We start from the raw sequence: 11,748 nt of genomic DNA on the forward strand, positions 1-11,748 counted from the left end.
CAATAATATATTATAAATGATTTACCCAATCTACAAAACTATCTAACCAAGCTACTGAACTTGTCTTATTAATCAAACCAAAACCGTGTCCCCCCTCCTCATAAGTCAATAGCTTATTTTTAACATGAGCTTTATCCAGTGCTTTGATCATCACATAACTGTTTTCAATAGGAACCGCTTTATCATCCTTTGCGTGAACAAAAAATACAGGACAAAGATCTGAGGTCACATGCTGTTCAGATGAAATTTGGCAATCTGCTCTGGAGATGGATTCTCTCCGAGAAGGTTGATTCTAGAACCATTGTGCGTAATAGCGTCAGTCATGGAGATAACGGGATAAATCAATCCGGCAAAATCGGGCGCTAAAGATAACTGTGACGGATTAGCAATGAAACCACGTTTTGAACTGATAAGCAAAGTAGATGCAAGGTGCCCTCCTGCTGAAAAACCGATAACTCCGACTTTATGCAATAAAGGAAAACCACTGCGGATATACTGCATGGCACGCTGCGCATCTTGTATTGGTCCAATGCTCTTATCGACCATGATATTCGGCGAAGGTAATCGATATTTAAGAACAAAAGCCGTAAAACCAGCTTTGTTCAACTCTTTTGCAACATCGTGTCCTTCATGATCCATAGCAATATGTGCATAGCCACCGCCTGGAATAATCAACACACCCATACCCTTATCTACAGCTGCACTTGGCTTGTAAACAAATATTTCTGGAATATTTCGATTGTATCTGGCCGTATCTGTATTGATAGAATTTGGGATCTTGTCATTATATAAGGCAAACTTTTCTTGCGCTGTTGCTTGAAAAACAACTGAAAAAAGAATAATCATTAAAGTAAGTTTCATGAATTACAAATTGGTCACTATAATTAAATCCAAATCTTTGGCTGTCATTTCAAATTTTGAAGCAATATCCTTATTGGTCAATATTCCCTGGTATAAGTAGGTTGCACTTCTAATTCCTGCACTTTTCCAAATGACATTTTTGACACCTCCCTGCTCAGCAATATCAAGTAGTATTGGTGTAAAAATATTTGTTAATGCATAGGTTGCAGATCTCGCCACCCGAGAAGCAATATTAGGGACACAATAATGAATGACATCATATTTTCTAAAGGTCGGTGTATCATGTGATGTGATATTTGAAGTTTCAAAACATCCCCCTTGATCAATGCTTACATCTATAATAACAGAATTAGGTTTCATTTCTGAAACCGTTTCTTCAGAAATAACACAAGGAGTTCTCCCATTTTTTGAGCGTAAAGCACCGATGACCACGTCGCAGGTTTTCACAGCTTTGTTCAAAATTGTAGGTTGGATAATAGAAGTGTATACGCGACTTCCTAGATTATTTTGGAGACGTCTTAATTTATAAATGGAATTATCAAAAACTTTCACCTGTGCACCCAGCGCAATAGCTGTCCTTGCCGCATATTCTCCAACTGTTCCGGCACCAATAATGACCATTTCTGTCGGCGGAACACCTGTAATACCTCCCAACATTAAGCCTTTACCACCAAAACTATTGCTTAAATATTCAGAAGCGATTAAAGTTGAAGTAGCACCAACAATTTCTCCCATTGCTCGGACTACTGCCAAACAGCCTCCTTCATCGCGCAGATATTCGAAAGATAAAGCAGTAATTTTTTTTTGAATAAGCGCTCTCAGAACAGGTAGCTCTAATAATGAAGGCTGTAGTGAAGACATCAATATCTGATTTTGCTTCATCATTCCTACTTCCTCAAAAGTTGGTGCGCATATTTTCACAATACAATCCGCTTGATAAACTTCCTCAGCAGATGAGACAATACGAGCACCTTGTTCACTGTAATGATGATCCAAAAAATTAGATCCTAAACCGGCACCGGTTTCCATAATAACTTCATGGCCATTTTCTACCAAAAGACCGACTGACAGTGGTGTCAAACAAATCCTTCTCTCCTGAAATGCAATTTCCTTGGGTATACCAATAAACAATCTTTTTTCCCTAGAAGCAGTCGCTGATAAAGTCTCTTGTGGCTGTATCATTGCTTGACTTGCCAATTTACTTAAGTCACTCATTTATTTTCATGCATTACTTTTTAAATTTACTACTTTTATTTAAGCTAAGCAAAAGAAATTAAGTACTTATATGCCTACCTGTTTAGAAAAAAAGTTACATTTGTCCAACTAAGCACTAAAACAAAACTATGTTTAATAAACTTAATATTGTTCCACGTTGGATTATTTTTGTATTAGATATCTTTACGGCAATATTTGCCTTTACCTTGGCAAATATCATCTATTACAGTTTTGATTTTGCTTTCATAAATACATCTGAGTTTGCGATCAGACTGATTTATGCAATGAGTGTCACAGCAACTTCCTTTTATTTATTTAAGATGCACACGGGCATTATACGCTATACCAGTGCTGTTGATTCCATTCGAATTCTTACAGCAATTGTATTCGCAGTACTTGTTTTCTTCGTTATCAAAACGGTATTACTCGCGACTGGAGATCAACACACTCTACCTGGCTCACTCATTATTTTATATGCCTTATTTTGTTTCTTATTGCTCACGACATACAGAACATTTATTAAAATATTCTTTGTTTATACAAAAAATATAAGAAGTGACAGACGCAATACGTTGATCTACGGCGCTGGCGACCTTGGTATTGCCGTTAAAAGAACGTTAGATCACGATACACGTTCCAAAAATGCCATTGTCGGTTATCTAGATGACAATGAACAAAAAATCGGAAAAGTAATTGATGGAATTAAAATTTTTGACCCGAAGAAACTAGGACAGGTTATTATCAATCTGAACATTGAAGAGGTCATCATTGCTTCTCACAATATCCCCTTAGAATCTAAAATGATATCATTGACATCTGCCTTGAGAAGAAGGTGACCATATTGACTTTACCTTCTGTCAAGAAAATCATGAATGGGGAGTTAAATCCAAATCAGATTCAAAAAATAAAAATTGAAGACCTCCTTGAACGAGCTCCAATAAAGATAAGCAATGACAACATTTTAAATCAGTTAAAAGGCAAGCGTGTTCTGGTAACCGGTGCTGCTGGTTCTATTGGAAGTGAAATCGCGAGGCAGTTGGGCAAATTTGAACCACAGATGATTATTTTGTGCGATCAAGCAGAATCACCTTTGCATAACTTACAGCTGGATTTACAGGACGAGTTTCCATTACAGGTTTATCATTCATTTATTGGTGACGTACGTAGTATTGACCGTATGAAGCTCATGTTTGAAACTTTCAAACCGCATTATGTTTATCATGCTGCAGCTTACAAGCATGTTCCGATGATGGAGAACCATCCTTTAGAGGCAGTACACACAAATGTTGTTGGCACTAAAAATATCGCAAATCTTGCGGTTGAATATGGTGCGGAAAAATTCGTGTTTGTGTCAACAGACAAAGCGGTAAACCCGACAAATATTATGGGTGCAACGAAAAGGATTGCTGAGATATATGTCCAATCCTTCAACCACTTTTTACAAAGTAATGAGCATGTCAATGCTAAAACCAAGTTTATTACGACGCGCTTTGGTAATGTATTAGGCTCAAATGGATCTGTTATACCACGTTTCGAGATCAAATTGAAAAAGGAGGTCCCGTAACCGTTACACATCCCGAAATAACGAGGTATTTTATGACAATTCCAGAGGCCTGCCAATTGGTATTAGAGGCTGGATCGATGGGAGAAGGTGGTGAGATTTTCGTTTTGACATGGGCAAATCTGTTAAAATCATCGAATTAGCGAATAAAATGATCAAACTTCTGGTTTTATTCCAAATCAAGATATCGAAATTAAGTTCACAGGCTTACGTCCCGGAGAAAAACTTTACGAGGAGCTTCTGAATGATTTAGAGAACACAATGCCAACGCATCATAAAAAAATTATGATTGCAAAAGTTCGGGAAAACGATTTTCAACAGGTTAATCATCACCTTGAGAACTTAGTAACCGGTATTAAACAGCAAAATAAGCATAATGTTGTTTTAGAAATGAAAAGGATTGTGCCAGAATTTAAAAGCCAAAATTCAATCTACGAACAGATAGATAAAGAAATTGAGGCAGAGAAAGACTTAATTAATAGAGTTTAACGTTTATTATAATTACAAAAGCTTGCATATTTACCGTAAAATTGTATTTTTGCAATCTATATTTTTTCATTGAATCATAATGTCTAAAAATCAAAACCAAAATAACGCTGGACAAGCGAATAAACCTTCACAAGGTTCATCTTTTCAGGACAATCAAAAAAGCATCACTTTTATCGTCGGTGGTATTTTTGTGTTAATTATATTGTATTTTGGATATCAAAACTTTATCTACAACCGAGAGCTGAGAAAGCAGCGAACGAAATATTTAAAGCTGAAGAATATGCTGCAATAGATTCATTACAAAATCGTGCTATTGAAGGAGACGGTTCTTTTGCAGGATTTAAAGAAATTGCAGATGAATATTCAAATACAAAATCTGCAAACATTGCAAATGCATACCTAGGTGGCTTATATTTACGTCAAGGAAAGTATAATGAAGCGATCGAAGCTTTAGAAAATTATTCGGCAACCGGAAGTCCAATTCTAGACCCATTGGTTACTGGATTGAAAGGTGACGTACATTCAGAATTGAAAGATTATAAGAAAGCAGCTGGATTTTACAAAGAAGCAGCTGATAAATCGGCTAACTCTTATACTACTCCATTATTTTTGAAAAAATTAGGTTTAGTTTACGAAGCTCAGAATGAGTTCAAGCAAGCTGAAGAAACGTATAAAAAAATAAAGACTGATTTCCCTGAAAGTCAAGAAGCAGCTATGATCGATGGTCTTATCGGTCGTGTTCAAGCACATTTGTAGAATTGACTCAAATACACATAAAAAAAGGTTGCCCAAAGGCAGCCTTTTTTTATGCTATATAATTCTCATATGAGCTATTATGACAGCTAAAATACGGTGCAATAACACCACTCCAATTATAATTGAAATAACTACAAAGCATTTCCTGGAAACAATTCCCAATGCATAAATTTACGTTGATATGAGCGCAATTATATTGTGTTTCTAAGCAAATTTATCTAAGTTTGTTCTACATATGGCAAGTAGTATTAAAAATTTATCGGACTTTTCACACATTACAGTTGCAAACGCAAATCCTTTTAAATTTGGAATTGTTGTTGCACAATGGAATGCGGAAATAACTGGGGCTCTTTTAAATGGTGCAATTTCTGGTCTAGAAAAGCATGGAGCACAAGAAGAAAATATAAAAATCATCGAAGTACCGGGTAGTTTTGAATTAATAACGGGTGCAGATATTTTGTTACGCGATGATTCATTTGATGCAATCATTTGCTTAGGCTGTGTGATTCAAGGAGAAACACGTCATTTTGATTTCATCTGTGACGCGGTTGCCAATGGCATCAGTAACGTCGCATTAAAATACAACAAGCCTGTTATTTTTGGGGTATTGACAACTGACAATCAACAGCAAGCATTGGACAGAGCGGGTGGCAAGCATGGGAATAAAGGTGAAGAAGCAGCAATCACTGCTATTCAGATGGCACATATTAGTGCGCAGTATTAATATGTCTTTTTTAATTTAAAAAATAAGAGCTCTAAACACGAGAGCCAGACAAAAGCTATTCAGATCAAAACTTGGCTAGCAAAATGCAAACAAGAATAAGATAATATTGTTATCACTATAGTATTTGATCGACTTCAGTGTCTTGTATAAGATATTGAAGTCGATTTTATCTTTTATAAAGATCTATATTTTATATAATGAAGACTATACTAAAAATTGCTTTCTTATACATCATCATGCAAATGAATGCTGTCTTGGGAATAGCACAAGAAAGTAATATACAAATGAAGCTGGAATCCTCCATAGGAGGAATTGAAAACTGGCAGAATACTAAATTTCTCTTATTCTCCTGCACAGGGAATGATAATGCGAATCTGCTTAACAGCTCTTCCGACAGATCATTATTATGGAATAGAGAAACTGGAGAATGCCGCTTTGAAGGACAATCAACAAAAAATGAGAAGCTGGTTTATTTATTCAATTTCAAACGCAAGCAGCCCCTTAAACTCTTTGTTAATGCTGTTGAGATTAAAACCATAGAGACGGCTCTGCAACGCGACATTCAGCAGCAGGTCAATGAAGACCTAAAGCTCTTGTTATTGCCGCTAATAACAGAATTAAAAGGTATAAACTTCACTGATATAAAAGTAAAACTTTTGAATAATGAGAAATTGTTGAGCACGTTTGTTAGCTATGATGGGAGTTTCTATGACGGTCCTATAAAAGGAAATTTACTCATCAATGAAAATACGGGTGAGATAAAAGCTTTTGAAAACACCATAAGTCTGGTCAATTTTCAGGTTGATCAATATAAAGACGCGGGTTCTGGCCTAAAGCTTCCAACTTCGTTTATCGCACTAAACAATAAAAAGAAAAGCTGTACATTTACAACTGTTTCTACATTCGAACACGTAGAAGCTTCAAAATTTACTGAATTATAATATGATTAACTGGATTCCTCTTAATAGTTTAGACCAACTACAGGAAATATTGGGTAGTGAGCAGGTCACTGCAATTTTTAAACACAGTACTACCTGTGGCATTAGCGGTATGGCGAAGAAAAACTTTGAACGCTTTGCTAATTTAACAGATAAGTCTTACGATGTTTATTATTTAGATTTATTAGCTTTCCGAGAAATTTCGAATCAGATTGCTTCCATTTGGCATATCGAACATCAGTCGCCGCAGCTCTTGATTATAAAAGGCAAAGCATGTCTTTTCAATGCATCGCACGGAGATATTGATTTCGATGATCTTGTCACTTATATAAATAGAAAAGCTACTTAGTAGCTTTTTCTATTTTATATGTATTTATTTACTTTGTCCATCATCTTCCCACCAATCTTCTTTCAAATCATCAATCTCACGACGGTCTCTTTTAGTGGGTCTGCCAGCTCCCCGATCTCGTGTTAAAATTGGTGCATGGAATGCCGATTTATAAGCGGTTGTCTCCTCTTCCGGAGTTTGATCTTCATAAAACTGTACAGCCGTCTTCGCATCAACTCTTCTTTCAAGAAGTCCTAGAACTTTTACGATCTTACGTTCGATTCCTTTTTGAACCTGATAGATATCCCCTACTTTAACAACGTAGGAAGGCTTAATATTCTGCCCGTTCAATTTTACCCGCCCAGCCTTACAGGCCTCAGTAGCCAGACTACGTGTTTTAAAAAGACGTATTGACCACAAATATTTATCGATTCGAAGTTTTTCAGTTTCTGTTGCCATTTGTACAAAAATAGTCATATTGACTTAAAATCTGCTCATTATCCATTATAAATTGAACAAATTTTAACATATTTGTCTTCAATAAAAAGAACTGATAATTTTTGAATTATAAAAGATGCCTGAACAATTAAAAAAACTTATCGAAGATGCCTGGGAGGATAGACAACTTCTAGAATATAAAGAATATGCGGAAGCAATTCGTACTGTAATCTTAAAACTTGATGCTGGTGAATTAAGAGTAGCTGAGCCAATCGGTACAAGATGGCATGTTAATGACTGGATTAAAAAAGCTGTAATCTTATATTTCCCGATCCGTGAAATGAGTGAATCTTCTGCAGGTCCATTCGTTTACTACGATAAAATGAAATTAAAGACGAACTACAAAGAAATTGGTGTTCGTGTTGTACCTGGAGCATCTGCTCGTTTAGGTGCATACCTTGCAAAAGGTGTAATTTTAATGCCTTCATATGTCAACATTGGTGCATATGTAGGTGAAGGCACTATGGTTGACACTTGGGCTACTGTAGGTTCTTGTGCGCAAATCGGCAAAAATGTTCACTTAAGTGGCGGCGTAGGTATTGGGGGTGTATTAGAACCGGTACAAGCAGCTCCAGTTATCATAGAAGACAATGTTTTTGTTGGCTCCAGAGCTATTGTTGTAGAAGGTATCCGTGTTGAATCTGAGGCTGTCTTAGGTGCAAATGTGGTATTAACTGCATCTACTAAAATTATTGATGTATCGGGCCCTGAGCCAGTAGAATATAAAGGTTATGTACCTGCGCGTTCTGTTGTTATTCCTGGTTCTTACACAAAAAAATTCCCTGCTGGTGAATATCAAGTTCCTTGTGCACTTATCATTGGTAAACGTAAAGAGTCTACAGACAAGAAAACATCTTTAAATGATGCTTTACGTGATCACAACGTAGCTGTATAATTCCCTAATTAAAATAAAAAATGAGTCAATTTGTAGATAGAAACGATATTAATCAAGCTTTAGAAGTTCTCAAAAATGGCGGTTTGATTTTATACCCAACAGATACAATCTGGGGTATTGGTTGCGATGCCACAAATCCTGAGGCTGTGGAGAAGGTTTTTCAGCTAAAAGGAAGAGCAAAAGAAAAAAGTCTGATTATTCTACTACATAATGACAATCAATTGGCAAGTTACGTTACTGAAATTCCAGAAGTAGCTTACCAATTGATTGAATACGCAGAGAAACCACTAACTATCGTGTACTCTGGAGCTAAAAACTTAGCTCCAAATGTTATAGCAGAAGATGGTTCAATCGGAATTCGTATTGTTAATCACGACTTTTGTCAACAGCTTTTACAACGTTTTAGAAAACCGTTGGTATCTACCTCTGCGAATATTAGTGGCGAAGATTCACCAAAGTGTTTTGATGATATCTCCGAAGAGATTAAAAATCAAGTGGATTATGTTGTTCAGTTTGGACAACATACTAAAAGTGACGGGAAGTCATCAAGTGTGATGAAGTTAGATCCTAGCGGGAAGTTTGAATTTCTCCGAAAATAAGATCAGTATGAAAAAATTAGTATTACTTGTTGCGTTAGCCTTTGGTATTTCTTGGAACGGCCAAGCTCAACAAAAAGAAATTACTCCTGCAGAAATTGGTGTACAATATGGTAAAAAAGTGGATAAGTCTAATGCTATTACAGTTGACAAACTTGAAAAATCATTAGAAAAATCACCTAAATTCACCGGTAAAGTCACTGGAAAAGTTATTCAGGTCTGCACCAAAAAAGGGTGCTTCTTGACACTTCAAAGAACGGGTGACAAAGAGCCTATTACAGTACGCTTTACTGATTACAGTTATTTTGTACCTGCTGATTTAGTTGGTAAAAATGTGATTGTAGATGGTTATGCAAAAGTAAAAGATACGACAAACGAAATCACTTTTGTTGCTGATGGCGTATTAGTTGTTAAATAGATCGTTTAATAAATTAAAGGAGGTCATTTTCATTAACGAAAATTGACCTCTTTTTAATTTTAGCATTTATTAAATAAGCTTGATACATTTGTACAAGATGAAAATGATCAAAACTACCCCTGCGCAATCCATCAACTTAAAAGGTCGGATCATGACGTTTGACCGTCCCGTCATCATGGGAATTTTAAATGTTACTCCGGACTCCTTTTTGATGGTGGGCAAAATAATAAGAATATTGAACAAATACTGATCAAGACTCAGGCCCTTTTAGATGCTGGAGCCGACATCATTGATATCGGTGCATATTCCTCTCGACCTGGAGCCGCATTAATTACTTCACAAGAGGAATTGGATCGAGCTTTACCTGCTGTAAAAGCGATTGCAAAGACATTCCCTGATGCGATACTTTCAATAGATACTTTCCGTGCCGATGTTGCAGCAGCGTGCGTACATGCCGGCGTACATATAATTAATGACGTTTCAGGAGGTTCCATCGACCCAGAAATGTTCCCCACTGTTGCAAAATTACAGGTACCCTATATCTTAATGCACATGCGTGGCATTCCCGAAAATATGCAACAATTGACTGCCTATCAGGACATCGTCACAGATGTCGCTACATATTTTGGTGAGAAGATTGCTACATTAAGAAAATTGGGCGTCAAAGATATTATACTGGATCCTGGTTATGGTTTTGCAAAAACGATTGAACAAAACTACGAGTTGCTTTATCGGATAGATGAACTTCACTATTATGGGCTTCCTATACTTGGTGGAATATCCCGAAAGTCAATGATCTATAAAAAACTCGGTCTAACTCCACAAGAAGCGCTAAACGGAACTACGGTGCTCAATACACTTCTCCTCAGTAAAGGAGTACAGTTACTTCGAGTGCATGATGTGAAAGAGGCCAAACAGATTGTCGATCTATTATTTCAATAGTAATTGATTAGAAAATAAAAAGGAGCCGATCAGCTCCTTTTTATTTTCTAATATCTTTTGCAAAATCTATAAAACATCCATCAGCTTTTCAAAAGCCATTCCACGCGATGCTTTTAGTAATATTGTTGCATGCGAAATCGGATTGCTCAATAAAGCTTCTTTCGCATCACTTGTTGTTTCAAAAAATTCTCCATCTACATCCTGATGCTCATAAAATGCTTTACCGACAAAGATCAAACGCGCTCCTGAAATGGTTTTTGCCAGTTCCACCACTTTTTTATGCTCATGAGAAGATTCTTCACCTAATTCAAACATATCTCCCAGTATGACAACTTTATGGGTGGCCTCAATGATACTCATATTTGTTAATGCCGCTTCCATACTTGTTGCATTAGCATTATAATAATCACAGATCACTGTATTTCGATCTGTCTTTGTTATCTGAGAACGGTTATTTGTTGGTTTATATTCCGAAATAGCATTATTGATAAGGGCAAGAGGAACATCAAAATAATGTCCAAGAGCTATCGCTGCCAAAAAATTCTCCGTATTATAAGAACCCGCTAACTGGGTATCGGCATGAAATATTTCTTCAGATTGTTGAAGATGCCATTCAATCTGCAATAATGGATCTGCTTTAATCAAATTTCCAATAATAGCATTGGACTCGGAAAATCCATATTTAACCACTTTATCAATATGCCTTTGTTCTGCCATTTCTTTAAGAAAAGAATTATCTCCCTGTAGAAATAACGTTCCTTGATTAGCTTCCAACCAGTCATAGAGTTCACCTTTTGTTTTCTTTACCCCTTCAAAGGAACCAAATCCCTCTAAATGTGCTTTACCTACATTTGAAATCAGACCATGAGTGGGTTCGGCAATCCTGCATAAAAAATCAATTTCACCAATATGATTAGCTCCCATTTCGATGATTGCAATTTCAATATCATCGTCTATCGCCAACAAAGTCAATGGAACACCAATATGATTATTTAAATTTCCTTTTGTAGCATAAGTTTTATATTTTTTGGACAGAACGGCATGCAGCAACTCTTTCGTCGTTGTCTTACCATTAGTGCCCGTTACACCAATAAAAGGAATATTCAATTGTTTACGGTGAACATGTGCTAACGCTTGGAGAGTTTCTAAAGTATCTTCTACAAGTATAAATCGATCATCTTTTTTATATTTCTCTTCGTCAATGACGACATAAGCGGCACCCGAAATCAAGGCTTGCTCCGCAAATTCATTTCCATTGAAATTTGATCCCTTTAAAGCAAAAAAAATCGAATCAGGTAGAATATTTCGTGTATCCGTGGATACACTGGGGTGTTGTTTGAATAAGTTATACAGTGCTTGCAGTTCCATTCTTAAAAACTTTTACTTGATTACCTCAATAGTAGCAATCATCAAACAAATATAATAATTTAGAGTTCTATAAATCAGCACAAAAATTTCAAATAATCCTTAATCCCAATCAACGTAGGCTATTGAGCTAATTGCAGCATAAACATGCGCATACTCAAA

Annotated in this window: 15 protein-coding genes and 2 pseudogenes; 12 read left to right on the forward strand and 5 right to left on the reverse strand. The window is 36.3% G+C overall.

The window, feature by feature from the left end:
* Positions 1–10: 10 nt before the first annotated feature.
* Genes L950_RS32980 through L950_RS11940 form a run of 3 tightly spaced genes read right to left on the reverse strand, consistent with a single transcriptional unit; the run spans position 11 to position 2,076 of the window.
* Complete coding sequence (locus L950_RS32980) at positions 11–229, reverse strand: alpha/beta hydrolase family protein (protein ID WP_231577179.1); 219 nt, start codon at positions 227–229, stop codon at positions 11–13.
* Positions 226–846 (reverse strand): alpha/beta hydrolase, encoded by a 621-nt coding sequence (locus L950_RS11935; protein WP_231577180.1) that lies wholly within the window; start codon positions 844–846, stop codon positions 226–228. The genes L950_RS32980 and L950_RS11935 overlap by 4 nt, the downstream gene beginning before the upstream one ends.
* Before the next feature lie 18 nt (positions 847–864).
* Positions 865–2,076 carry an alanine dehydrogenase gene (locus L950_RS11940; RefSeq protein WP_021191874.1) on the reverse strand — a complete coding sequence of 404 codons (1,212 nt, stop codon included), beginning with the start codon at positions 2,074–2,076 and terminating at the stop codon, positions 865–867.
* A 128-nt stretch (positions 2,077–2,204) separates the two neighbouring features.
* Here L950_RS11940 and L950_RS36475 point away from each other — a divergent pair, with 128 nt between their 5' ends.
* The 8 genes and pseudogenes from L950_RS36475 (at position 2,205) to ytxJ (ending at position 6,893) form a co-directional block, all read left to right on the forward strand.
* Positions 2,205–2,912 (forward strand): nucleoside-diphosphate sugar epimerase/dehydratase, encoded by a 708-nt coding sequence (locus L950_RS36475; RefSeq protein WP_231577182.1) that lies wholly within the window; start codon positions 2,205–2,207, stop codon positions 2,910–2,912.
* Positions 2,913–2,944: 32 nt separating this feature from the next.
* Positions 2,945–3,780, forward strand: a pseudogene (locus tag L950_RS36480) (SDR family NAD(P)-dependent oxidoreductase).
* A gap of 49 nt (positions 3,781–3,829) precedes the next feature.
* Positions 3,830–3,874 (forward strand): annotated as a pseudogene (locus L950_RS36485) (hypothetical protein); the annotation flags it as partial.
* 48 nt (positions 3,875–3,922) lie between these two features.
* Positions 3,923–4,126, forward strand: a complete 204-nt coding sequence (locus tag L950_RS36490) for a hypothetical protein (RefSeq protein WP_231577186.1) — start codon at positions 3,923–3,925, stop codon at positions 4,124–4,126.
* A 384-nt stretch (positions 4,127–4,510) separates the two neighbouring features.
* Positions 4,511–4,882 carry a tetratricopeptide repeat protein gene (locus L950_RS33000; RefSeq protein WP_231577184.1) on the forward strand — a complete coding sequence of 124 codons (372 nt, stop codon included), beginning with the start codon at positions 4,511–4,513 and terminating at the stop codon, positions 4,880–4,882.
* Between the two features lie 235 nt (positions 4,883–5,117).
* Positions 5,118–5,606 carry a 6,7-dimethyl-8-ribityllumazine synthase gene (ribH, locus tag L950_RS11955; protein WP_021191877.1) on the forward strand — a complete coding sequence of 163 codons (489 nt, stop codon included), beginning with the start codon at positions 5,118–5,120 and terminating at the stop codon, positions 5,604–5,606.
* 197 nt (positions 5,607–5,803) lie between these two features.
* Positions 5,804–6,547, forward strand: coding sequence for a hypothetical protein (locus L950_RS11960; RefSeq protein ID WP_021191878.1), 744 nt, complete (start codon positions 5,804–5,806; stop codon positions 6,545–6,547).
* A gap of 1 nt (position 6,548) precedes the next feature.
* The gene (ytxJ, locus tag L950_RS11965) at positions 6,549–6,893 is read left to right on the forward strand and encodes a bacillithiol system redox-active protein YtxJ (protein WP_021191879.1); all 345 of its coding nucleotides are present in this window, start codon (positions 6,549–6,551) and stop codon (positions 6,891–6,893) included.
* Between the two features lie 24 nt (positions 6,894–6,917).
* Here ytxJ and L950_RS11970 read toward each other — a convergent pair whose 3' ends face one another.
* On the reverse strand, positions 6,918–7,331 hold the full coding sequence (locus L950_RS11970; protein ID WP_021191880.1) for an RNA-binding S4 domain-containing protein: 414 nt from the start codon (positions 7,329–7,331) through the stop codon (positions 6,918–6,920).
* Positions 7,332–7,446: 115 nt separating this feature from the next.
* On the opposite strand from L950_RS11970, the gene L950_RS11975 reads away from it, so the two are divergent.
* The 4 genes from L950_RS11975 (at position 7,447) to folP (ending at position 10,221) form a co-directional block, all read left to right on the forward strand.
* Complete coding sequence (locus tag L950_RS11975; protein WP_021191881.1) at positions 7,447–8,265, forward strand: 2,3,4,5-tetrahydropyridine-2,6-dicarboxylate N-succinyltransferase; 819 nt, start codon at positions 7,447–7,449, stop codon at positions 8,263–8,265.
* Positions 8,266–8,285: 20 nt separating this feature from the next.
* Positions 8,286–8,864, forward strand: a complete 579-nt coding sequence (locus L950_RS11980) for an L-threonylcarbamoyladenylate synthase (RefSeq protein ID WP_021191882.1) — start codon at positions 8,286–8,288, stop codon at positions 8,862–8,864.
* Between the two features lie 7 nt (positions 8,865–8,871).
* On the forward strand, positions 8,872–9,279 hold the full coding sequence (locus L950_RS11985) for a DUF4920 domain-containing protein (RefSeq protein WP_021191883.1): 408 nt from the start codon (positions 8,872–8,874) through the stop codon (positions 9,277–9,279).
* Positions 9,280–9,528: 249 nt separating this feature from the next.
* The gene (gene folP, locus L950_RS11990) at positions 9,529–10,221 is read left to right on the forward strand and encodes a dihydropteroate synthase (RefSeq protein ID WP_316930619.1); all 693 of its coding nucleotides are present in this window, start codon (positions 9,529–9,531) and stop codon (positions 10,219–10,221) included.
* A 66-nt stretch (positions 10,222–10,287) separates the two neighbouring features.
* Here folP and L950_RS11995 read toward each other — a convergent pair whose 3' ends face one another.
* Positions 10,288–11,589, reverse strand: a complete 1,302-nt coding sequence (locus tag L950_RS11995) for a UDP-N-acetylmuramoyl-tripeptide--D-alanyl-D-alanine ligase (protein ID WP_021191885.1) — start codon at positions 11,587–11,589, stop codon at positions 10,288–10,290.
* Between the last annotated feature and the right edge of the window lie 159 nt (positions 11,590–11,748).

It is taken from the genome of Sphingobacterium sp. IITKGP-BTPF85, from assembly GCF_001006065.1.
GTDB lineage: Bacteria > Bacteroidota > Bacteroidia > Sphingobacteriales > Sphingobacteriaceae > Sphingobacterium > Sphingobacterium anhuiense.